At 61.0% G+C, this 21,642-nt stretch carries 20 protein-coding genes; 9 read left to right on the forward strand and 11 right to left on the reverse strand.

The window, feature by feature from the left end; all coding sequences use genetic code 11:
* Positions 1 to 186: 186 nt before the first annotated feature.
* Positions 187 to 2,202, reverse strand: a complete 2,016-nt coding sequence (locus NFR47_RS03230; protein WP_420838551.1) for a dipeptidyl-peptidase 3 family protein — start codon at positions 2,200 to 2,202, stop codon at positions 187 to 189.
* 175 nt (positions 2,203 to 2,377) lie between these two features.
* On the opposite strand from NFR47_RS03230, the gene panC reads away from it, so the two are divergent.
* From panC to NFR47_RS03245, 3 genes are read left to right on the forward strand one after another with little or no spacing between them, the layout of a single operon-like run.
* Positions 2,378 to 3,214 carry a pantoate--beta-alanine ligase gene (gene panC / locus NFR47_RS03235; RefSeq protein ID WP_251214146.1) on the forward strand — a complete coding sequence of 279 codons (837 nt, stop codon included), beginning with the start codon at positions 2,378 to 2,380 and terminating at the stop codon, positions 3,212 to 3,214.
* Positions 3,214 to 3,573: an aspartate 1-decarboxylase gene (panD, locus tag NFR47_RS03240; RefSeq protein ID WP_251214147.1), complete on the forward strand. Its 360-nt coding sequence runs from the start codon at positions 3,214 to 3,216 to the stop codon at positions 3,571 to 3,573. Before panC ends, panD begins: the two co-directional genes overlap by 1 nt.
* A gap of 4 nt (positions 3,574 to 3,577) precedes the next feature.
* Positions 3,578 to 4,081 (forward strand): DUF456 domain-containing protein, encoded by a 504-nt coding sequence (locus NFR47_RS03245; RefSeq protein WP_251214148.1) that lies wholly within the window; start codon positions 3,578 to 3,580, stop codon positions 4,079 to 4,081.
* Positions 4,082 to 4,135: 54 nt separating this feature from the next.
* Here the strand turns inward: NFR47_RS03245 and ahcY are convergent, their stop codons facing one another.
* From ahcY to NFR47_RS03285, 8 genes are all read right to left on the reverse strand, one after another.
* Positions 4,136 to 5,545 carry an adenosylhomocysteinase gene (gene ahcY / locus NFR47_RS03250; RefSeq protein ID WP_251214149.1) on the reverse strand — a complete coding sequence of 470 codons (1,410 nt, stop codon included), beginning with the start codon at positions 5,543 to 5,545 and terminating at the stop codon, positions 4,136 to 4,138.
* Positions 5,546 to 5,548: 3 nt separating this feature from the next.
* Positions 5,549 to 5,914 (reverse strand): riboflavin kinase, encoded by a 366-nt coding sequence (locus NFR47_RS03255; RefSeq protein WP_251214150.1) that lies wholly within the window; start codon positions 5,912 to 5,914, stop codon positions 5,549 to 5,551.
* A gap of 1 nt (position 5,915) precedes the next feature.
* Entirely contained in the window at positions 5,916 to 7,022 is a 1,107-nt protein-coding gene (locus NFR47_RS03260) for an AI-2E family transporter (protein WP_251214151.1), read from the reverse strand.
* Positions 7,019 to 7,699, reverse strand: coding sequence for a phosphatidylserine decarboxylase family protein (locus NFR47_RS03265; protein ID WP_251214152.1), 681 nt, complete (start codon positions 7,697 to 7,699; stop codon positions 7,019 to 7,021). The genes NFR47_RS03260 and NFR47_RS03265 overlap by 4 nt, the downstream gene beginning before the upstream one ends.
* A 15-nt stretch (positions 7,700 to 7,714) precedes the next feature.
* Positions 7,715 to 8,590, reverse strand: a complete 876-nt coding sequence (locus NFR47_RS03270; RefSeq protein WP_251214153.1) for a phosphatidate cytidylyltransferase — start codon at positions 8,588 to 8,590, stop codon at positions 7,715 to 7,717.
* Between the two features lie 42 nt (positions 8,591 to 8,632).
* Positions 8,633 to 10,855 (reverse strand): ATP-dependent zinc metalloprotease FtsH, encoded by a 2,223-nt coding sequence (gene ftsH / locus NFR47_RS03275; RefSeq protein WP_251214154.1) that lies wholly within the window; start codon positions 10,853 to 10,855, stop codon positions 8,633 to 8,635.
* Between the two features lie 3 nt (positions 10,856 to 10,858).
* Positions 10,859 to 11,209, reverse strand: a complete 351-nt coding sequence (rsfS, locus tag NFR47_RS03280) for a ribosome silencing factor (RefSeq protein WP_251214155.1) — start codon at positions 11,207 to 11,209, stop codon at positions 10,859 to 10,861.
* An 843-nt stretch (positions 11,210 to 12,052) separates the two neighbouring features.
* Positions 12,053 to 13,705: an AMP-binding protein gene (locus NFR47_RS03285; protein WP_251214156.1), complete on the reverse strand. Its 1,653-nt coding sequence runs from the start codon at positions 13,703 to 13,705 to the stop codon at positions 12,053 to 12,055.
* Positions 13,706 to 13,802: 97 nt separating this feature from the next.
* Between NFR47_RS03285 and queG the strand changes: the two genes are divergently transcribed.
* Complete coding sequence (queG, locus tag NFR47_RS03290; RefSeq protein WP_251214263.1) at positions 13,803 to 14,723, forward strand: tRNA epoxyqueuosine(34) reductase QueG; 921 nt, start codon at positions 13,803 to 13,805, stop codon at positions 14,721 to 14,723.
* 95 nt (positions 14,724 to 14,818) lie between these two features.
* On the opposite strand, the gene NFR47_RS03295 is transcribed toward queG, so the two are convergent.
* A complete protein-coding gene (locus NFR47_RS03295; protein ID WP_251214157.1) occupies positions 14,819 to 15,760 on the reverse strand; it encodes a tetratricopeptide repeat protein in 942 nt (313 codons plus the stop codon).
* 103 nt (positions 15,761 to 15,863) lie between these two features.
* Positions 15,864 to 16,313, reverse strand: a complete 450-nt coding sequence (locus tag NFR47_RS03300) for a nucleoside deaminase (protein WP_251214158.1) — start codon at positions 16,311 to 16,313, stop codon at positions 15,864 to 15,866.
* A gap of 150 nt (positions 16,314 to 16,463) precedes the next feature.
* On the opposite strand from NFR47_RS03300, the gene aspS reads away from it, so the two are divergent.
* From aspS to NFR47_RS03325, 5 genes are all read left to right on the forward strand, one after another.
* Positions 16,464 to 18,224 (forward strand): aspartate--tRNA ligase, encoded by a 1,761-nt coding sequence (aspS, locus tag NFR47_RS03305; protein ID WP_251214159.1) that lies wholly within the window; start codon positions 16,464 to 16,466, stop codon positions 18,222 to 18,224.
* A gap of 93 nt (positions 18,225 to 18,317) precedes the next feature.
* Positions 18,318 to 19,199, forward strand: coding sequence for an ACP S-malonyltransferase (gene fabD / locus NFR47_RS03310; RefSeq protein WP_251214160.1), 882 nt, complete (start codon positions 18,318 to 18,320; stop codon positions 19,197 to 19,199).
* A gap of 160 nt (positions 19,200 to 19,359) precedes the next feature.
* The gene (locus tag NFR47_RS03315; RefSeq protein WP_251214161.1) at positions 19,360 to 20,592 is read left to right on the forward strand and encodes an ROK family transcriptional regulator; all 1,233 of its coding nucleotides are present in this window, start codon (positions 19,360 to 19,362) and stop codon (positions 20,590 to 20,592) included.
* Between the two features lie 28 nt (positions 20,593 to 20,620).
* Complete coding sequence (locus NFR47_RS03320) at positions 20,621 to 21,151, forward strand: GNAT family N-acetyltransferase (RefSeq protein WP_251214162.1); 531 nt, start codon at positions 20,621 to 20,623, stop codon at positions 21,149 to 21,151.
* 45 nt (positions 21,152 to 21,196) lie between these two features.
* On the forward strand, positions 21,197 to 21,640 hold the full coding sequence (locus tag NFR47_RS03325) for a PepSY-like domain-containing protein (RefSeq protein WP_251214163.1): 444 nt from the start codon (positions 21,197 to 21,199) through the stop codon (positions 21,638 to 21,640).
* Positions 21,641 to 21,642: the final 2 nt, after the last annotated feature.

Genomic DNA, 21,642 nt, shown 5'->3' on the forward strand with positions numbered 1-21,642 from the left:
TTTCGATAAGCCGAGTGCAAAGCCAAGTTTACCTGAGCTATGCCGAGGCGAGAAAACCTGCCTGAAAAGGAACGTTTCAACTGTTTGCTAAAACGTTTCAACAACAACACTGCCAGCGGATTGCTGAATCTGCGGCCGCGCTGGCGGGAGCCGTAACCCACCGCCATTCCGGGCGCAGGCTGCTTTTTAGTTTTTCAGCGGCAGGAACGAATAATTCGTCGAATAGTCCATCATCTGGGCGGCGTAGTCGGTCGGGTAAACAATCTTCACGTCGACCACCTTGCCGTCGCGCTCGACCAATTCGTAGTCGGGATTGAGGAACCCGCCGTAGGGTTCGATACCCAACGCATAATAGCGCTCGCGGACCTCGGCATGCAGTTCGGGGTCGACCGCCACGGCATATCGCTCGACCAGCGCGCGCCCGGCTTCATAGTCGCCCTCGGACTTGATGCGCTGGATTTCGCGGAGCATCTCGCCGAAAAGCGCACGCAGTTTCACGAAGTCGTTGACCACAACGTAGCGCTTGCCGTTTTCCTCGACCCATTCGATCACGTTGTCGGCCTTGCCGCGCTCATAGCACCACTCGCAAATCAGCTTGCGGTTGCGCATGTGCGCCTCCTCGACGTTCTTGCCCGGCTCGATGCGCGCCAGCTGGGTCATCATGCCGTTCATGATATACTTGGCATAGCCTGCCCACGCCACGTCGAGCGAGGGAATCAGTCCGAGTTCCACCATCTTGGGGTCGCCTAAGTAGTAGAGCCCGAACAGGTCGGCGCGGGTCTCTTCGAGGGTCGAACCGTAGCTTTTGAGCTCGCCGCCCGAAACGCCCGGCGCCAGCTGACCCGAACCGTGGCCCAGACACTCGTGGAGGTCGGTGTGGAGGTCGTCGGCCAGCTTGCCGTAGCGCTCCATGCGGTCGCGGTCGTCGGCACGCAGCACGAACTCTTCGTTGAAGCCGTTGCCGTGGGCCGCCATGTCGTAGGCATAGGTGATGTTGTCGATGGTCACCGACTTCGAGCCGTACTCCTTGCGTATCCAGTCGGCGTTGGGCAGGTTGATGCCGATGGGGGTGGCCGGGTAGCAGTCGCCGCCGAGCATGGCCACGGTGATGACCTTGGCCGAAACGCCGCGGACCTCCTTCTTCTTATACTCGGGTGCGGCGGGCGAATGGTCCTCGAACCACTGGGCGTTCTCCGAGATGATTTCGGTGCGGCGGCACGCCTCGGTGTCCATGAAGTTCACATTGGCCTCCCACGAAGCCTTGCGGCCCAGCGGATCGCCGTAGTCCTCGATGAAGCCGTTGACGAAATCGACGTGCGAAAGCGTGTCGCGGACCCAGCGGATGTTGTACTCGTCGAACTTCTTCAGGTCGCCCGTGCGGTAATACTCCACCAGCGCCGCGATAGTCGATTTCTGCGGTTCGGCAGCCACGGCCTGCGCCTTCTCGAGCCAGCCGACAATGCGTTCGATGGCGGGCGAATACATGCCGCCGACTCTCCACACCCGTTCGTAAAGACGTCCGGACGCGTCCTTGGCCAACTGCGAATTGAGCCCGTAGGAAACCGGCTCCGGATTGCCCGCGTCGGCGGCCGCCATCGCAGCGTAGAACTTCTCGGCCTCGACCTGCGAAACCCCGCAGTAATAGTTGCTCGACGAAGTGAGCAGCAGGTCGTCGCCCGCCCGCTGGTTGAGCCGCGTCGGGTAGGCCGCAGGGTCGAAAATGGCCGTGCAGACCTCGCCGCGCAGGGCGTTCAGTTCGTCGCCGAACCGCTCCTCGGGGATGGTCTCGATGACCGACAGCAGATACTCCTCGGTGAACTCCGGGGTGAACTTGTCGTTGGAATAGTGGTGGTGGATGCCGTTGGCGAACCACACCTTTTTGAGGTATTTTTCGAGCGCCTGCCACTCGGCCGTCGAACGGTCGCCCTCGAAATGCTCATAGACGGTCTCCAAGGTCCGGCGCACGGGCAGGTTGGCCGGGCAGTTCTGGTCGAAAAGGATGTCGCGGCCGCACTTGGCAGCTTCGGCAAGATAGAAGACCAGCTCCTTCTGTTCGAGCGGAAGTTCCTCGAAACCGGGGACCTTGTAGCGGATCACCTTCACGTCGTCGAAACGGTCGACGATCCACGGCTTGTCGCCCTGCTGTGTGCCGCACGAAGCGAACATAATGGCGGAAAATGACATAAGTGCGATTTTTTTCATGTCGGTTCGGGTTTGTTAACGTGCGAAGATAGCAAAAATCCGGCAAAAGCAGCCCCGACCCGCCGCACAAAAACACCCGCCCGGCGACGGCGAAGCACGGATTTTTAATTCTTAATTTTTCATTTTTAATTATCTTTCCTACCTTTGCCCCGCAACCCGCTTCAAAAGCAGAAAAATGAAGATCCATACGAGCGTCGAAGCATTCCGCGCAGAGCTGGACAAGGCCGGAGCCGCAGGCATCGGATTCGTTCCGACGATGGGTGCCCTGCATGCCGGGCACCGTTCGCTGGTGGAACGTGCGCGCCGCGAAAACGACACGGTGGCGGTGAGCGTATTCGTCAACCCCACGCAGTTCAACGACAAGAACGACCTGCGGCGCTACCCCCGCACTCCCGAAGCCGATGCGCGGCTCCTGGAAGAAGCGGGCGCCGACCTGGTGCTGATGCCGTCGGTCGAGGAGATATACCCCGAACCCGACACGCGGCAGTTCGACTTCGGACAAATCGACAAGGTCATGGAGGGCGCCACGCGTCCGGGCCATTTCAACGGCGTGGCGCAGGTGGTCAGCCGCCTGTTCGACATCGTGCGGCCCGCCCGCGCCTACTTCGGCGAGAAGGATTTCCAGCAGATAGCCGTCATCCGGGCCATGGTCGCGCAGCTGAAACTCCCGGTCGAGATCGTCGAATGCCCCATTGTCCGGGACGCCGACGGACTGGCCCTCTCCTCGCGCAACCAACTGCTCGACCCTGCGCACCGCGCCGCAGCGCCGCATATCTACGCCACGCTCCGGGCCGCCGCCGAGCAATCGCACTCGCTGCCGCCCGCCGAGCTGAAAGCGTGGGTCACGGCCGAAATCGAGCGCAATCCGCTGCTCGAAGTCATCTACTACCAGTCGGTCGACGCCCTGACGATGCAGGAAGTCGCCGCATGGGACGACGCGCCCCGCATCCAGGGCTGCATAGCCGTGCAGGCCGGCCCGATCCGTCTGATAGACAACATCCGAATCCGATAATGAAATTCCAGATCGAAGTCATCAAATCGAAAATCCACCGGGTGCGGGTCACGCAGGCCGACCTCAACTACGTGGGAAGCATCACCATCGACGAGGCGCTCCTCGAAGCGGCCAACATCATCGAGGGCGAAAAGGTCCAGATCATGGACATCGACAACGGCGAACGCTTCGAGACCTACGTCATCAAGGGCGAACGCGACAGCGGCTGTATCTGTCTGAACGGCGCCGCGGCCCGCAAGGTGCAGGTGGGCGACGTGGTCATCATCGCTTCCTATGCGCAGATGGATTTCGAGGACGCCAAGCAGTTCCGGCCGTGGATCGTCTTCCCCGACACGGCGACCAACAGGCTGATAGGTTAGGGGCATGGACATCTTCCTCTCCTTTCTGGCCCTCCTGCTCTCGGTCGTGGGCATCGTCGGGTGCATCGTCCCGGCCATCCCGGGCGTCATCGTCAGCTACGTCGGTCTGCTCTGCGCCTGGGGCGCCTCCTACTCGCAGTTCTCGGGCTCGGCCATGCTTATCTGGCTGGCCGTCACGCTGGCCGTCACCCTCTCCGACTATTTTCTGCCCGGCTGGATGACCCGCCGCTTCGGCGGTTCGCGCGCGGGCTCCATCGGCGCCACGGTGGGCGTCTTTGCAGGGCTTTTCTTCGGGCCCGTGGGCATCATCGCCGGACCGTTCGTCGGTGCCGTGGCGGGCGAACTGCTCAACGACCGCAGCGATTCGGCCAAGGCGTTCCGCGTGGGCATCGGTTCGTTCCTGGCGTTCATCGTCGGGACGGGGCTCAAGCTCGTCGCCTGCATCGCCATGCTGGCCCTTGTCGTCGCCGACATCTGGGCGCCGTTCAAGGCGTGGATCGTCGGTTAACTTCAGACCTCAATACAATCCGGGGCGCTCTTGCTATAAGAGCGCCCCGGATTTTCAATATCTATAGTGGTCGGCCTTGAAAGGTCCCTCCTCGGGGACCCCGATGTAGTCGGCCTGCTTCTTGGTCAGGTGCGTGAGCTCGACCCCGAGGTTGTCCAGGTGGAGCCGCGCCACCTCCTCGTCGAGGTGCTTGGGCAGCCGGTAGACGCCCACCTCCAGCTTCTTCTGCCACAGCTCCATCTGTGCCAAGCACTGGTTCGTGAAGGAGTTCGACATGACGAACGACGGGTGGCCCGTAGCGCATCCGAGGTTGACCAAACGGCCCTCCGCAAGGATGAAAATCGAATGGCCGTCGGCAAAGGTGTATTTGTCGACCTGCGGCTTGATATTGGTCTTGCGGGCGCCCGACTTTTCGAGCCGCGCCATCTGTATCTCGTTGTCGAAGTGGCCGATGTTGCAGACAATGGCCTGGTCGCGCATCCGCTCCATATGCTCCAGCGTGATGATGTCGCAGTTGCCCGTGCAGGTGACGAAGATGTTGCCCTCGGCCAGCGCGCTCTCGACGGTCTTGACCTCGAAACCCTCCATGGCCGCCTGCAAGGCGCAGATGGGGTCGATTTCCGTGACGATGACCCGCGCGCCGTACGAACGCATCGACCGCGCGCAGCCCTTGCCGACGTCGCCGTAGCCGCACACCACAACCACCTTGCCCGCTATCATGACGTCCGTAGCGCGCTTGATGCCGTCGGCCAACGATTCGCGGCAGCCGTAGAGGTTGTCGAACTTCGACTTCGTGCACGAATCGTTGACGTTGATGGCCGGAACGAGCAGTTCGCCCGCTTCCTGCATCTGATAGAGCCGATGCACGCCCGTGGTGGTCTCCTCACTCACGCCGCGCCACTCGGCCACGGTGCGGTGCCATTTCCGGGAGTCCTCGGCCAGCAGCTGCCGGAGCGTGTCGAGGATGACCTCCTCCTCGTAGGACGAGGGAGCGTAATCGAGCGTCGAAGCGTCCTTTTCGGCCTTGTAACCCTTGTGAATCAGCAAGGTAGCATCCCCGCCGTCATCGACGATCAGCTGCGGCCCCTTACCGTCCGGGAACGACAGCGCCATGGCGGTACACCACCAATATTCGGGCAGCGTCTCCCCTTTCCACGCGAAGACCGGAACCCCCGCAGCGGCGATGGCGGCGGCGGCATGGTCCTGGGTCGAGAAGATGTTGCACGAACACCAGCGCACCTCGGCGCCCAGCTCGACGAGCGTCTCGATCAGCACGGCGGTCTGGATGGTCATGTGGAGCGAACCCATGATGCGCACCCCCTTGAGCGGTTTCTGCGGGCCGTACTTGCGGCGCACGGCCATCAGACCGGGCATCTCGTATTCGGAAATCGCGATCTCCTTGCGTCCCCATTCGGCCAGCGACATGTCGGCGACCTTGTAGGGCAATGTAGTATCCAAAAACATGGTTTATCGTAGTTTTAATATGTATTCCTTGTCCTTTGCGATTTGCGCGCGCAGTTCTTCGACCGAGGCGAAACGCCGCTCGTCGCGGATTTTCCGCCACAGCACCACGGTCATCCGCCTGCCGTAGAGCGAGCCCCCGAAGCCGAACAGATGGGTTTCGAGCCGCCGTTCGCATCCGCCGACCGAGGGGTTGCACCCCAAATTCGACATGGCGAGGTAACGCACCCCGTCGACCTCGGCCCACGAAGCATAGACCCCGTCTTCGGCCGCCACCTCCCCTTGGGCGGAGAGGTTGGCCGTGGGAAAACCCAGCTCGCGGCCGAGCCTGCGTCCGGGCACGACAATTCCCTCGATCCGCACCGGCTCCATGTCAGATATTCTCGGTGAGTTTGCGCACCAGCGCGAACTGCGAAAAGAACTCCTTGGCGAAGACGCGCAGCACGGTATAGGAGGGGATGGCCAACAGCATGCCCAAAATCCCGGCCAGCGACCCGGCGACGAGGATGACCAGAAAGACCTCCAGCGGATGGGCCTTGACGCGCTCCGAATAGAGCGTCGGCTGAAGCACGAAATCGTCCATACCCTTGATCACCAGCAGCGTGGCGGCGATGACGAACGCCGTATGGCCCACGCTCGTCCCGGCAATGGGAGTGACGATGCCGACGAAGACCGAAATCACGCCGCCGATGAGCGGCCCGGCATAGGGCACGACGTTCATGACCCCCATGACCAGCCCGATGAAAAAGGCGTCGGCGGCGGCCATTCCGAAGGCCATCATCGCCAGCGACACGGCGAACATCAGGAGCAGGCTTTCGGCCAGAATCCCGGTGAAGTAGCGCCCCAGCAAGAGGGTGACGGAATCGAGCGCGCGGGTGATGTTCAGGCGGTAACGCTCGGGAAAAATGGCGGTGACCATCCTGTAAAACAAGTCGTCTTCCTTGAGAAAGAAGAACGTGATGAACGAAATCGAGAAGACGGCGATGACCGACGAGAAGACCATGCCGAGCACCGACGAAAAGAAATCGTTGAGCGAATCGAGGTCGACCAGCCTGCGCAGCATGGCGGTAAGCTCCTCGGAGAGCGAAAACGAACTTTCGGGCAGGGCGAACAGCTCCTGCAAGTTGTGCTGTGCCCGGGCTACAGGCTCGCCGATGCTGTTGATGACCATACCGAAATCGACGTCGGCCAACTGATTTATCTTATTGAAAACCAGCGGCACGAAGAGCGAACACAGCACGGCGGCCACCGTCCAGATGACCAGGAGCGTCACCAGCGCCGCCAACGCACGCGGCACTTTCCACTGCCGCACGTGCAACGCCGCCAACCGCTTGACCAACGGGCGCCCCATGACCGCCAGCACCGCCGACACGAGGATATAAACCACTATCGACGAGAAGTACCACACCAGAAAGAGCACCGCCGCCGCAATGGCCGCCCCGGCCAGGAACTTCAGAAAGGTCTGCGGAGTAGCCGTCATGCCTCGGACTTTTTGGGCAGCCGCGCGATGGGGGTCTGCGAACCGACGGTCGGGTCGCCTATCCCGACGAGCAGCTCGCTGTTCTTGGGAACCAGCACGTCGACCCGCGAACCGAATTTGATGAAGCCGCAGACGCTGTTCTGCTCGACCTTGTGGCCCACCTCCATGTAGGAGACGATGCGCCGCGCGATAAGCCCCGCAATCTGCCGGAACAGCACCCGCTGGCCCGAAGCCATGCGCACCACGGTGGTGGTCCGCTCGTTCTCGGTCGACGACTTGGGATGCCACGCCACGAGGAAACGGCCGGGATGGTACTTGTAGTACTCCACCTCGCCGCCCACGGGCACCCAGTTCATGTGGACGTTGGTAATCGACATGAAGATCGAAATCTGCAGCATCTCCTCGCGGAGGTATTCATTTTCGCGGACCACCTCGGTCACCACCACGCGGCCGTCGCAGGGAGCGAACACCAGGTCGGCATCGTGGATGCGCACGCGCCGCGGTTCGCGGAAGAACGCCACGATGAAAAACCAGAACAACAGCAGGAATATCGTGCTGCACCACAGAAGCGTAGTTGCTGCGTCGCTGACCAGCAGCCGGTAGAACAGCCACCAAATCAAGAGGCAGACCAGCCCCGAGACGAAGATGATTTTGTAACCTTCCTTATTGATTTTCATGGGATACGAGAGGGTTTAGCAGACAAGTAACTCGATGCCGAGCGCCCAGCGGCAGAACAGCAGGTATATCAGTGCGAAAGGAGCCGACAGCAGCACCGCGTCGAAGCGGTCGAGCACCCCGCCGTGGCCGGGAATCGAACGGCCGGAATCCTTGACCCCGGCGGCGCGCTTGAACATCGACTCGGTCAGGTCGCCCAACACACCCGTCGCGGCGACGACCAGCGCCAGACCGCCCCAGGCCCACAGGTTGCCGCCGAACAGCCAACCCGCCGCAATGCCCACGGCGACCGCTCCGGCCAGCCCGCCGAAGAATCCTTCCCACGACTTTTTGGGCGACAGCCGCTCGAAAAGCCGGTGACGGCCCAGCGCCATCCCCACCAGATAGGCGAATACGTCGTTGGCCCAAATGATGCACAGGTAGGCCACCGCAATCCACGGGCTCCATCCGGCGGCCGCGGAGACCGCCAGCGACGAAACCAGCCAGCCGAAGCAGACCAGCGGCACGGCCACGTAGCAGATGCCCAGCAAGGTCGTTCCCACCGAAGCCACCGGGTCGGCGTTCTTGCGGTAGAGTTCGCAAATCAGCATGGCAGGCACCGACAGCAGGAGCGGCGCTCCGACAGCGGCGAGCCACCAGTCGCCGAACGCTTTCGGAGCGTCGGGGATGACAGGCAGATAAAACAGGCAGAAAAGGAGCAGACCCAGTACGGTACCCAAAGCACGCTGCGGCCGGGCCCCCTTGGCCGCGGCCAGCGCATAGAATTCGAGCATTCCGCCCACAAGCAGCACCGCCAGCAGGAGGCCGAAACTGATCGGCGACCAAACGACGGCACCCAGCATCACAGCGACCAGCACAAGGCCGCTGAGCGTTCGCACCGCAAGGTTTTTCATTTTATCGTTCATAGGTTCGGTCGGGTTGAAAGGCTGTTGCGACTATTCGGAATCGGAAGTCCCGGCACTCTTGGTGTTCGTGGCGCTCTTGGTGCTCTTGGGACGCCGCCCCCGCTTGGGCTTGCCGTCCGTTGTTGGGGCAGAGGTCCGGGCCGTTCCGGACGCTTGGAGCGCCTTGGGAGCTTCGGACGCCTGGGAGACTTTGGGGGCACGCCGCCTGCGGGCAGGCTTCGGCGCTTCGGCCGTCGGTTTCCCCGCTGTTTCTCCGGTCGATTTCGCAAACGCCGGAGCCGCCGAGACCTTGGATTCGGCTCTCTTGGCGGCGGCTTCCGCTTCGCGGCGCTCGCGCTCGATGTCCTTCTTGCGTTTGCCGAAAATCCGCTCGACGTCCTCGGTGAAGACCACTTCGCGGTCCAGCAGCAGTTCGGCCAGCTGTTTCAGCCCGTCGGCGTGTTCGCGCAGCACCTTTTCGGCCATCTTGTAGGCGCGGTCGATGAGCAGCCGCGCTTCGGCGTCTATCTGCTGGGCGGTCAGGTCGGAATAGGGCTTGGTCAGCGCCAAGTCGCTCTGGCCCGTCGAATCGTAGAACGACAGGTTGCCGACCGCCTCGCTCATGCCGTAATAGGCCACCATCGCATAGGCCTGCTTGGTCACCCGCTCCAGGTCGTTGAGCGCCCCGGTCGACACATGGCCGAACGTCAGCTGCTCGGAGACGCGTCCGCCCAGCGTGGCGGCCAGCTCGTCCATCAGTTGCTCGCGCGTGGTAATCTGCCGCTCCTCGGGCAGGTACCAGGCGGCGCCCAGCGCCTTGCCGCGCGGGATGATCGTCACCTTGATAAGGGGGCTGGCATTTTCCAGAATCCAGCTCACCGTGGCGTGGCCGGCTTCGTGGTAGGCGATGGTCCGCTTCTCCTCGTCGGTGATTATCTTGTTCTTGCGCTCCAGCCCGCCGATGATGCGGTCGATGGCGGCCAGGAAATCCTCCTTGGCGATGAATTTCTTGTTGTGCCGCGCGGCTATCAGCGCCGCTTCATTGCAGACGTTGGCGATGTCGGCGCCCGAGAATCCGGGGGTCTGCCGCGCCAGGAAACCGCGGTCGAGTGCCGGGTCGAGCTTGAGCGGCCGCAGATGGACCTCGAAAATCTCCTCGCGCTCGCGCACGTCGGGCAGCCCGACCTCTATCTGACGGTCGAAACGCCCGGCACGCATCAGCGCCTTGTCCAGGATGTCGGCACGGTTCGTCGCCGCGAGGACGATCACCCCGGTGTTGGTCTGGAAGCCGTCCATCTCGGTGAGCAACTGGTTGAGCGTGTTCTCGCGCTCGTCGTTGCCCGAGAACCCGGCGTTCTTGCCGCGGGCCCGGCCGATGGCGTCGATTTCGTCGATGAAGACGATGCAGGGGGCTTTCTGCTTGGCCTGCTCGAAAAGGTCGCGGACTCGCGACGCCCCCACCCCGACGAACATTTCGACGAAGTCGGAGCCCGAAATCGAGAGGAACGGCACATTGGCCTCCCCGGCCACGGCTTTGGCCAGCAGGGTCTTACCCGTTCCCGGAGGGCCCACAAGCAACGCCCCTTTGGGTATCTTGGCACCCAGCTCCTTGTATTTGTCGGCTTTCTTGAGGAAGTCGACGATTTCCATGATTTCGACCTTGGCTTCCTCCAGCCCGGCCACGTCCTTGAAAGTAATGGGCCGCGCATTGTTCTTGTCGAAAACCTGCGCCCGGGCCTTGCCCACATTCATGATGCCGCCGCCCGCACCGCCTCCGGCACCGCGCGACATGGAACGCATCAGGAAGAACCACACGGCGATAATGAGCACCCACGGCAGCAGGTTGACCAGAATGCCGGTCCACTCGCCCGAACGGGTTTCGTAGACCACCGGAACGGAGTGTCCCGACGTCTGTTCGACGGCGCGCAGGTCCTCGCGGAACGAATCGACCGACGGAATGGTGAAGGTCAGATGCGGCCCCTCCACGGGCAGCCGACGGTACAACTTGGCCGAATCGGTCCGGTAACGGTCGGCGGCTGTTTCCGCCAGGAAGACCTCGGCCTTGTCGCGGTTGATGACCCGGATTTTCTCGACCTCGCCCTGGCCGACCATCCGTTCGACGGCCGTCCACTCCGACGGCAGCGGCGTGTCGCTGCTCTCGCCGAAAAGGTACCACCCGAAGATGGCCGCCCCGATCACTCCGTAGACCCACCAGATCGTCGGACGCGGCAGCCCCGCAGGTCTCTTTTTATGCTGATTGTTCTTCTGTGCCATAACCTATTCTTCGTACTCGTGACGGGTCAGCGGAGCGTCGGCCCACAGCTCTTCCAACCGATAGAATTCGCGCAGCTCGGTCTGGAAAATGTGCACCACCACGTCCACGTAGTCCATGGCAATCCACACGGCCGACTGCTGCCCCTCGACGCGCCAGACCTTTTCGCCCAGCTCCTGCTGCACCTTCTCCTCGATGCCGTCGGCGATGGCCGCGACCTGCGTCGTAGAATCGGCGTTGCAGACCACGAACGCCGAACAGATGGCCCCGTCGAAACCCGAGAGGTCCAACGATACAATATTCTTACCCTTTTTATCTTCAATCGCGCTGACGATCGTCCCGATGAGTTTCTCCATAAAATTATGCGGAATATCTATAACCTTGCAAAGATACGAATAAGTGAGAGCAAAAGCAAGTTTACTTGCATTTTGCCGAGACAGAGTATCTTCGGCGAAGCCAAAGACAGGAAGAAGAATCCCCGATCCAGCATCTAAGGCGGTTCGCAGCGGCATAAGGCGCCGCACTTCGCTTTTCGCCTTTCACCTCTCGCTTTTTAATTTTCACTTTTCACCTCTCACCTTTCACTCTGATAAAGGGGCAGCCGCAGATGCTGGACGCAGCGCACGGAAAGGCCGTTCGCACGGTTGGTGTTGTTCAGCGGGTTCACGAGGTCCGATTTGAAGATCAGACGACCCGCGTTGAGACTGCCCGCGCAGTAGGACGACGAAGACCAGGAACTGCCCTCGACGCCGATGCCGCCCAAGGCTCCCGTCTCACGGGCGCGGTAGCCCGAAGCAGGCGGTCGAAGCAGTCGCTGGAATGAATGACAGAAAAATGAATAATGAATAGTTAATAAGGAATAATTGGGAAAGACAGGCGAAAATTATTCACTATTCATTGTTAATTATTCATTAACCCAAGTTTTCCGCCAGACTGGAATGAATAACTGGCAGCGTATCCGGAACGTTTTCGATAAGCCGAATGCAAAGGCCAAGTTTACTTGAGCTATGCCGAGGCGAGAAAACCTGCCTGAAAAGGAACGTTTTAGCACTCCTGCTAAAACGTTTTAACATCCGGCATTCGCTGCCAGCGGACTGCTGAATCTACGGGCCGCGCTGACGAAAACCGTGGCCTTCGTCATTCCGGGCCGAAGCTGCCCCCTTTATTGAGGTGAAAGTCCGGTTTATTCAAGAAACGCCCTATTCGGTTTTGGGCGTTTCGTCGCCTTTCTTGCGGTTGTAGAGGAAGCGGCGGATTTTCTGCGTGGGGGTCTTGACGAACTCTTCTTTCTCCTCGACGACCTCGGAAATGCGCGAAAAACGGCTGACCTTGGCGTTCACGAAGTCCATGATTTCCTTCTTGAGCTGTTCGGTCTTGGCTTCCCAGGCTTCTTTCTTGGTGTTCCATTCCTCGCGCCAGTCGTCGATCATCGCTTCGATTTCGTCGCGGTTGAAGTGGACGAGGGCCACCAAGCGCCCTTCCTGTTCGGTGACAATCGAATCGGCGATGCAGACGTGCGAATTCAGCACGCTTTCGATGTCCTCGGGATAGATGTTTTCGCCGCCCGGGCCGACAATCATGTTCTTCAGACGGCCTTTGATATAGAGCCAGCCGTCCTTGTCGAATTCGCCCAGGTCGCCCGTGCGGAACCAGCCGTCGGGGGTGAACACCTCGGCCGTGGCTTCGGGATTCTTGTAGTAACCCAACATGATGCTCGGAGTCTTGGCCACGATTTCGCCCTGCCGGGTTTCGGGGTTGACGTTTTCCAGCCGCAGTGTCACGCCCGGCGCCTGCGGACCCGTCGAACCGAGCCGCACCTGCGAAGGGGCGGCACCCGCCAACAGCGGCGCCGTCTCGGTCAGCCCGTAGCCGATGGCGTAGGGCACGCCCGATTCGAGCAGGAACTTCTCGGCCTCGCCGTCCAGTTTCGAGCCGCCGATGCCCAGGAACCGAAGCCGCCGCCCGAAGAGCTTCATCAGCTTCTTGCCGGCGACCCGATGCAGGTAGCGGCGCGTGAAACCGATGCGGTAGAGCATCCGCCAGAAGCGCGTGGAGTTGAATTTGGCCAGCACCTGGTGGCGGTAGATTTTCTCGATGATAAGCGGCACTATCAACATGACGGTCGGCCGCACCGCGCGCAGGGCGGGCATCAGGGCCGAAGCCGTGGGCGGACGGTCCATGTAGACGACCCGCGCCCCCATCGAAAAGGGATAAATCAGGCCGATGGAACATTCGTAGGTATGCGACAGCGGCAGCACCGAGAGGAAGACATCGTCGGCCTGCACCGGGAAAATCGACGAAGACAAGGTAACCTGCGCGCAGAGCGCCGCGTGGGTGAGCATGACCCCCTTGGGCTTCGAGGTGGTGCCCGAAGTGTAGATGATGGCGGCCAGGTCGTCGGGCTTGGGCTCGCCGACCGACCCGGCGCCGCAGACGCGCTGGGCGATGATGCCCAGATTCTTCGTGCGCACGACGACGTTGAGCCGCCCGATGGTCTCCTTGGAGAGCTTGGTGAAAAGTTTGTCCGACACGAGCAGCGCCTTGGCTTCGGAGTGCTCGATAATCATGTCGAGCTCCTCGCCCGAGAAGTCGGGCAGGATGGGCACGACGACCATGCCGGCGGCCGTGACGGCAAAATAACAGACGCCCCAGTTGGGCATGCTGCTGCTCAGCAGCGCCACCTTGTCGCCGGCCGAAAGGCCCGCCTCGGTGAGTATCCGCTGGACTTTTTCGATGCGGCGGCCCGCCTCGGCGTAGGTCACGTCGTCGCCCTCGAACATCGAAAAGGCCACGCGCGAAGCGAAACGGTCGACGCTGTGGCGCACCAGCTCGCAAAGTGTATTGAATGCCATATAAAATTCGGTTTAACAGCCTTTCGGTCAGGCAGAATTCGGTACAAACTTACGAATTTCCGGCCGAAAATCCCTATTTTTGGGGCAAAATATCGCCATGCTCGACCGTTCGACCATCAAAAAACTTGCCGCCGAAGCGGGGTTCGACCTCTGCGGAGTGGCCCCGTGCCGCCATCTGGACGACGGCGAACGGCGTTTCCGCGAGTGGCTGGCCCAAGGCCGGCAGGCTTCGCTGAGCTACCTGGAACGCAACGCCGAGAAGCGGTTCGACCCGCGGCTGCTGGTCGAGGGAGCCCGCACAGCGGTGGTCTGCGCCGTGAGCTACAAGAACCTCACGAGCGAGGGCTACCCCGCCGACCACCGCGCCAAAATTGCGTCGTACGCCTGCACCCGCGACTACCACGCCACCATCAAGGAGATGCTGGCCCGGCTGTTCGGGGCACTGAAAGCCGACCGCCCCACCCTCGGCGGACGCATCTTCGTCGACACGGCGCCGCTGGCCGAAAAACAGCTGGCCGTCGATGCGGGGCTCGGCTGGCTCGGGCGGCAGTCGCTGCTGGTCACGCCCCGGCACGGCACCTATATATTATTGGGCGAACTGATTCTGTGCGACGAGACGGAGAGCTACGACACGCCGTTCGGCGGCCCGCGCTGCGGCGAATGCCGCAACTGCATCGACGCCTGCCCCACGGGAGCTGTGGCGGAGAACCGCACCATCGACGCCCGCCGCTGCATCTCGTGCCGCACCATCGAACGCGAAACGTCCGGAACCCTGGACCTCGACGGCTGGATTTTCGGCTGCGACAGCTGCCAGAGCTGCTGCCCCTACAACCGCCGGGCACCCCTGCACGCCAATCCGGCTTTCGGACCGCTGTTCGACCCGGCCGCCATGACGCCCGCCGACTGGCTCGCGATGACCGAAGAACAATTCACCGCCCGGTTCGGCCATACGCCCCTCACCCGAAGCGGGCTACAGCGCATACAGCGGAACATCGGGCAAAACGGACGACTAAAATAAAAAGCAGCTTCGGCTGCTTTTTATTTCAACGACGGCACGAAAAAAGCCGTTCCGGGTTTGTCCGGAACGGCAAGGAACAGCGAACGGAACCGCCCCTACTTGGAGAGTTCGGCCAATGCGGCGGCGGCGTTCTGAGCGGCGGGACCTGCGGTCACCTGCTTGAACGCCTCGATAGCCTGGGGCTTCATGTCGCGGGCATTGTAAGCAGCACCCAACAGGTAGTACATCAGCGACTTGTCGGCTTCGTCGGTCTGAGCGGCCGCAGCGGCTTCGCCCAGCTCGATAACCTTGGCGTAGTCCTTCTTGTTGGCGTAAGCCTGCAAACGCACGTTCTGGAACAACGCGCTTTCGGGATTCTTCTCCAACTGCGCGTCGGCCATGGCGATGATACCGTCGAAATCACCGGCCTGCTGCATCGCGGCCACCTTGTTGTTGGTATAGAGGGCCATCATTTCCTTGGCCTTGGCGACGTCCTCGGCATACTTGGGATGGGTCTTGGCGGCGATAGCCTCGTAAATCTCCATGCCCTCGGCGTAGTTGCCCATCTCGCAGTAGCTCATGGCAAGGTTGAGCGCCATGCCCGTGTTGTCGGGGTCGGCCTTGTAGCCCTTGGCGAAGATCTCGGCCGCCGTAGCGTAGTCCTTGTTGTTGAAGGCTTCGCCGCCCTGGATATGGTACATCTTGGCCACCCAGCCGTTGGCCCTGGCCAAATACTGCATGTCACCGTAGAGCTCGGCCAACTCGGCCGCCTTGATGAAATGGGTCAGCGCCGTAGCGTAGTCCTTGTTGCGCATGGCAGCGGCACCGCCCAGCTGGAAGTAGCACTTGGGAAGCGCCGACTTGGCCGTGGCGACCATCGAAGCGGCTTCGTCGAGGTCCATGCCCTGGTCGATGACCTGCTCGAACTTGGCGGCGGCCGTGGCGAAATCCTTGGCCGAATAGGCCGCAGCGGCCTCGTTGTAGATGGGGGTTACGTCCTGCGCCCACAGCGACCCGGCCGCCAGCAGCGCGATTGCCGAAACAAACAACTTTTTCATCTTATACGTAATTTTTTAGAATTGCGGTTTTTCGTGCCTTTCGCAGCAACGATGGAGACAAAAGTATAAAATAATTTCCTTTTTTTCAAAACGCGGCGCCCGCTTATTGGCGCAGCGACGCAAAAAACGCGCCCATCAACTCCTCGCACTCCTCGCGCAGGACACCCCGGGCGACGGTGGTCTTGGGGTGGAAGACCTGGTCGGAATAACACCGATACCCCTTTTTGGGGTCGTCGGCGCCCCACACCACGCGCCCGACCTGCGCCCAACCGATGGCCCCGGCGCACATGATGCACGGCTCGACCGTCACGTACAACGTACACTGCTGCAAGTATTTGCCGCCCAGGGTCGAAGCCGCGGCCGTGAGGGCCTGCATCTCGGCATGGGCCGTCGGGTCGGCCAGCGTCTCGACGAGGTTGTGGCCCCGCCCGATGACACGCCCCTCGCCGACGACCACCGCCCCGACAGGCACTTCCTGCTGGTCGAACGCTTTGCGGGCCTCGCTTAGTGCCTGCCGCATGAATTTTTCGTCGGTCTGCTGCTGGTTCTCCATCGTCAATGAATCGTAATGTGCGCCCAAAATTAACGAAAATCGCCCGACCGGCCTATGCCTGCGCGAAAAAATTGCGAATTGTGAATTATGAATTATGAATTTTATCTACCTTTGTAAATTGCAAGAAGCAAACAAAAACACCTTTTATATATGTACAGAACCCATACGTGCGGCGCCCTCAGGGCCGACAACGTCAACCAGACCGTCACCCTGGCGGGATGGGTGCAGAAAGTAAGAAACCTCGGAGCCATGACCTTCATCGACCTGCGCGACCGCTACGGTCTGACGCAGATCGTCGTCGAAGAACACAGCCCCGCCGAGGCGCGCGAAACGGCGGCCCGCGTGGGCCGCGAATGGGTGCTGCAAGTCACGGGCCGTGTCATCGAACGCGAATCGAAGAACCCCAAGATGCCGACGGGCGACATCGAAGTGACGGCCGAACGCATCGAAGTGCTCAACGAAGCGCAGACCCCGCCCTTCACCATCGAGGAGAATTCCGACGGCGGCGACGACCTGCGCATGAAATACCGCTACCTCGACCTGCGGCGCGCGCCGCTTCAGCGCAACATGATTCTGCGGCACAAGATGGCGCAGGAAATCCGCCGTTTTCTGGACAGCGAGGGATTCCTCGAAATCGAAACGCCCTACCTGGTAGGTTCCACGCCCGAGGGGGCGCGCGACTTCGTGGTGCCCAGCCGCATGAACCCCAACCAGTTCTACGCCCTGCCCCAGTCGCCGCAGACGCTCAAACAGCTCCTGATGGTGGCCGGCTACGACCGCTATTTCCAAATCGTGCGCTGCTTCCGCGACGAGGACCTGCGCGCCGACCGCCAGCCCGAGTTCACGCAGATCGACTGCGAAATGGCGTTCGTCGAACAGGAAGACATCCTCGAAGTATTCGAGCGCTGGGCCAAGCACATGTTCCGCACGGTCATGGACGTCGAATTCACAGAACCGCTGCGCCGCATGCCGTGGATCGAGGCGATGGAGAAATACGGTTCGGACAAGCCCGACCTGCGCTTCGGCATGGAATTCGCCGATCTGACCGACCTGGCCCAAGGCCACGGTTTCAGCGTCTTCGACGATGCGGAGTACGTCACGGGATTCGCCGCCCCGGGCTGCGCGGCCTACACCCGCAAACAAATCGACGCCCTCACCGAATTCGTCAAGCGCCCGCAGGTGGGTGCCAAGGGCCTTGTCTGGATCCGCATGGAGGAGGGCGGAGTGAAGTCCTCCGTCGACAAATTCTACACCCCCGAGGAAGTGCGCGCGATGGCCGAACGCTGCGGTGCCAAGGCCGGTGACATGGTATTCATCCTCTGCGGCAAGAAGTTCAAGGCGCTGACGCAGCTGTGCGCCCTGCGTCTGGAGGTGGCCCAGCAGCTGGGCTTGCGCGACCCCAAGAAATTCGCGCCGCTGTGGGTGGTGGACTTCCCGATGTTCGAGTGGGACGACGAGACGCAGCGCTTCTACGCCATGCACCACCCGTTCACCTCGCCCAAACCCGAAGACATCCAGTATCTTGAGAGCGACCCCGGCCGCGTGCGCGCCAACGCCTACGACTTCGTGTGCAACGGCACCGAAATCGGCGGCGGCTCCATCCGAATCCACGACGCCAAGCTCCAGGCCACGATTTTCAAATGCCTGGGCTTCACGCCAGAGAAAGCGCAGGAACAGTTCGGCTTCCTGATGAACGCCTTCAAATTCGGCGCCCCGCCCCACGGCGGACTGGCGTTCGGCTTCGACCGCCTGTGCTCGCTCTTCGGCGGCAGCGAGTCGATCCGCGACTACATCGCTTTCCCGAAGAACAACGCGGGCCGCGACGTCATGCTCGACGCTCCGTCGCAGATAGACCCGGCGCAGCTGGACGAACTTTTCCTGGAACTGCGCCCCGTCAAGGAGAATGAATAGGGCGAACGAAAAGCACCTTTGACCTTTCACTTTTCAAATTTCACCTTATTTTCCGTATCTTTGCCTCCGCAAACGAATAAAAACCGCAAACTTATGAAACACGCATACGTATTTCCGGGTCAGGGCGCCCAGGCCGTCGGCATGGGCAAGGACCTCTACGACAACGTACCCGCAGCCAAGGAGCTGTTCGAGAAAGCCAACGAAATCCTCGGCTTCCGCATCACCGACATCATGTTCGCCGGGACGGACGAGGAACTGAAACAGACCAAGGTCACGCAGCCTGCCGTCTTCCTCCACTCGGTCATCATGGCCAAGGCGCTGGGCGTGAAACCCGACGCCGTAGCCGGACACTCGCTGGGCGAATTCTCGGCCCTGGTAGTCAGCGGCGCCCTCTCGTTCGAGGACGGTCTGCGGCTCGTGTCGAAGCGTGCGCAGGCCATGCAAGCCGCATGCGAAGCACAACCCGGCACGATGGCCGCCGTACTGGGTCTGGACGACAAGACGGTCGAGGAAATCTGCGCGTCGGTCGACGGCGTCGTAGTAGCGGCCAACTACAACTGCCCGGGCCAGCTCGTCATCTCGGGTGCCGTGGAAGCTGTGGACGCCGCCTGCGAGAAAGCCAAAGCCGCCGGAGCACGCCGCGCCCTGCGTCTGCCTGTGGGCGGAGCGTTCCACTCGCCGCTCATGGAACCCGCCAAGCAGGAACTCGAAAAGGCCATTGCCGAAGCACCGTTCCAGACCCCGACGTGCCCCATCTACCAGAACGTGGACGCCAAACCCTATACCGACCCTGCACAAATCAAGGCCAATCTGATTGCGCAGCTGACGGCTCCGGTCCGCTGGACCTACATCGTCAAGGAGATGCTTTCCGACGGAGTGACCGAATTCACCGAACTGGGCCCCGGCACCGTACTGCAAGGACTCATCCGCAAAGTCGACGCCGAAGCGGCCGTCGAATCGAAATCGACGCTGTAGGCAACTGCCTCACACACACCGAAAGGAAGACTTCGCAACCGAAGTCTTCCTTTTTATATGCGGTCGGGTCGGGCGAAGATTATTAAAATTGATTAAAAACAATCGCCGTTTCTAAAATAATTCGTTATATTTGCACCGTTCGCAACAAAACATACAGAGAATGACATCGCTGACCGAATTTTTCAACAAGCACGAAGACGAAACCCTCAAAGGCATCTCCCACAAGAACAGCCTTATCAAGCGCAACATCATCGCGCACATGGCCATCAACGGCGAGTGCACGCTCTCGGAGTTGACCAAGGAACTGCACATCAGCGTCCCGACCATCACCAAACTGGTGCAGGAACTGGTCGACGAAAACATCGTTTCCGACCTGGGCAAGGTCGAAACCCCGGGCGGACGCCGCCCCAACGTCTTCGGACTGGCCAATTCGGCCATCTACTTCGCAGGCGTCAACGTGGGCCGCGACAACATGCGGTTTCTGATTACCGACCTGCAGAACAACATCATCAAAGAAGAAAACGACTTCACGTTCGAGCTGCAGGACCGCCCGCAGTGCATGGAACGCATCTGCACCAGCATCGAAGAATTCATAGCCAACTGCGGCATCGACCGCGGCAAGATTCTGGGCCTGGGCGTCTGCATGACGGGCCGCGTCAACCCCGAAACGGGCCGCAGCTACAAATACTTCACCTCGTCGGAACAGTCGCTGCGCGACCTGCTCGAAGAACGCGTCGGCATCCGGGTGCTGCTTGAAAACGACACCCGCGCGCGCTGCTATGCGGAATACACCTGCGGCAAATCCAAGGACGACCGCAACGTACTCTACCTCCACATGGGCCGCGGCGTAGCCATCGGCATCGTGGTCGACGGCCAACTCTACCGCGGCAAGAGCGGCTTTGCGGGCGAATTCGGCCATATCCCGTTCTTCGACAACGAAATCATCTGCTCGTGCGGCAAGAAAGGCTGCCTGGAAACCGAAGTGTCGGGCATAGCCATCGAAGACAAGATGTGCCGGATGATCGAAAAAGGGGTCAACACCATCCTGCGGGAACAATACGACCAACAGAAAACCATCCACATCGACGACATCATCGCCGCGGCGAAGAACGACGACAATCTCTCCATCGAACTTATCGAGGAAGCGGGCGAAAAAGTGGGCAAGGCCGTGGCGTTCCTGATCAACACGTTCAACCCCGAGACGGTCATCGTGGGCGGCAACCTGGCGGCCGCGGGCGACTACATCATGCTGCCGCTCAAGTCGGCGACCAACAAATATTCGCTCAACCTTGTATATAAGGACACCAAGTTCCGCGTCTCGAAGATGAGCGAAAACGCCAACGCCTGGGGCGTGGCGATGCTTATCCGCAACAAGGTAATCGGCCTGGTGTAACCCTCCGGAACGGAAAATCGCTGAACGGATGGCTCGGACGGCATTGCAGGGCCCCACGGTGCGGCTGCGGGCCGTGGAACCGGACGACGTGGAAATCATGTACCTTTGGGAAAACGACCCGGAGGTATGGCGCGTGAGCGGGACTTTGGCACCATTTTCGCGGCATGCGCTCATGAAATTCGTCGAGGAGCAGCACTCCGACGTCTATCTGACGCGGCAGCTGCGACTGATTATCGAGAACCCCGAGGGAAAGGCCGCGGGCACGCTCGACCTCTTCGAGCTCGACCCCCTCAACCGCCGGGCGGGCGTGGGCATACTGGTCTACGACAAGTCCGAACGGTGCCGGGGCTACGCTTCCGAAGCGCTCGGCCTGCTCGAAGGCTATGCCCGCCGCACGCTGGGGCTTCATCAGCTCTGGTGCGAGGTGGACGCCGCCAACGCAGCGAGCCTGCGCCTGTTCGGCCGGGCCGGATACGTCCGCACCGGCTGCAAACGCGACTGGACCCTCACCCCGGAAGGCTTCCGCGACCTGCTGACCCTGCAACTGATAATGGATTGAGAAACCTCGCAAGGAGTATTTCACCAATTTATTATCTTTTTCGCTATGAAAAAAACATTCGCCACACTGGCAGTCGCTCTGTTCGCTACGGCAGGCGTCTTCGCAGGCAACATCAAGGAATCGTCGGTTCCGGCCGTCGTGAAAAGCTACGTGTTGAAGAGCTACCCGCGCGTTTCGCCCGTGGAGTGGAACTACGAGGAGAAAGGCAACTACTACAACGCCGAGTTCAAGATCGACGGCGCCAACTACAGCCTTGACATCTCGCCCGAAGGCACGCTCATCAACTCGACCAACGAAATCGCCGCCGTGCAGTTGCCCGCAGCCGCCAACGCCTACATCGCCAAGCAGTTCCCCGGTTTCCAGGTCAAGGAAGCCCGCAAGCTCGTGCGCCGCGGTTCGACCTACTACGAAGCCGACATCCACGGACAGAACAGCAACCAGATGCTGACTTTCTCCGAGAGCGGCAAACTGCTCGACAAGAAGTTGTAATC

The organism is Alistipes muris, from assembly GCF_943193205.1.
Lineage (GTDB): Bacteria > Bacteroidota > Bacteroidia > Bacteroidales > Rikenellaceae > Alistipes > Alistipes muris.

Bases quoted from the DNA above. Each gene is read 5' to 3' on its own strand.
- NFR47_RS03325 (WP_251214163.1), top strand. From the start codon at position 21,197: ATGAAAAAAACATTCGCCACACTGGCAGTCGCTCTGTTCGCTACGGCA.
- aspS (WP_251214159.1), top strand. From the start codon at position 16,464: ATGTACAGAACCCATACGTGCGGCGCCCTCAGGGCCGACAACGTCAAC.
- panC (WP_251214146.1), top strand. From the start codon at position 2,378: ATGAAGATCCATACGAGCGTCGAAGCATTCCGCGCAGAGCTGGACAAG.
- NFR47_RS03260 (WP_251214151.1), bottom strand. From the start codon at position 7,022: ATGACGGCTACTCCGCAGACCTTTCTGAAGTTCCTGGCCGGGGCGGCC.
- NFR47_RS03320 (WP_251214162.1), top strand. From the start codon at position 20,621: ATGGCTCGGACGGCATTGCAGGGCCCCACGGTGCGGCTGCGGGCCGTG.
- ftsH (WP_251214154.1), bottom strand. From the start codon at position 10,855: ATGGCACAGAAGAACAATCAGCATAAAAAGAGACCTGCGGGGCTGCCG.
- NFR47_RS03230 (WP_420838551.1), bottom strand. From the start codon at position 2,202: ATGAAAAAAATCGCACTTATGTCATTTTCCGCCATTATGTTCGCTTCG.
- fabD (WP_251214160.1), top strand. From the start codon at position 18,318: ATGAAACACGCATACGTATTTCCGGGTCAGGGCGCCCAGGCCGTCGGC.
- NFR47_RS03265 (WP_251214152.1), bottom strand. From the start codon at position 7,699: ATGAAAATCAATAAGGAAGGTTACAAAATCATCTTCGTCTCGGGGCTG.
- rsfS (WP_251214155.1), bottom strand. From the start codon at position 11,209: ATGGAGAAACTCATCGGGACGATCGTCAGCGCGATTGAAGATAAAAAG.
- queG (WP_251214263.1), top strand. From the start codon at position 13,803: ATGCTCGACCGTTCGACCATCAAAAAACTTGCCGCCGAAGCGGGGTTC.
- ahcY (WP_251214149.1), bottom strand. From the start codon at position 5,545: ATGTTTTTGGATACTACATTGCCCTACAAGGTCGCCGACATGTCGCTG.
- NFR47_RS03285 (WP_251214156.1), bottom strand. From the start codon at position 13,705: ATGGCATTCAATACACTTTGCGAGCTGGTGCGCCACAGCGTCGACCGT.
- NFR47_RS03255 (WP_251214150.1), bottom strand. From the start codon at position 5,914: ATGGAGCCGGTGCGGATCGAGGGAATTGTCGTGCCCGGACGCAGGCTC.
- NFR47_RS03270 (WP_251214153.1), bottom strand. From the start codon at position 8,590: ATGAAAAACCTTGCGGTGCGAACGCTCAGCGGCCTTGTGCTGGTCGCT.
- NFR47_RS03295 (WP_251214157.1), bottom strand. From the start codon at position 15,760: ATGAAAAAGTTGTTTGTTTCGGCAATCGCGCTGCTGGCGGCCGGGTCG.
- NFR47_RS03300 (WP_251214158.1), bottom strand. From the start codon at position 16,313: ATGGAGAACCAGCAGCAGACCGACGAAAAATTCATGCGGCAGGCACTA.
- NFR47_RS03245 (WP_251214148.1), top strand. From the start codon at position 3,578: ATGGACATCTTCCTCTCCTTTCTGGCCCTCCTGCTCTCGGTCGTGGGC.
- NFR47_RS03315 (WP_251214161.1), top strand. From the start codon at position 19,360: ATGACATCGCTGACCGAATTTTTCAACAAGCACGAAGACGAAACCCTC.
- panD (WP_251214147.1), top strand. From the start codon at position 3,214: ATGAAATTCCAGATCGAAGTCATCAAATCGAAAATCCACCGGGTGCGG.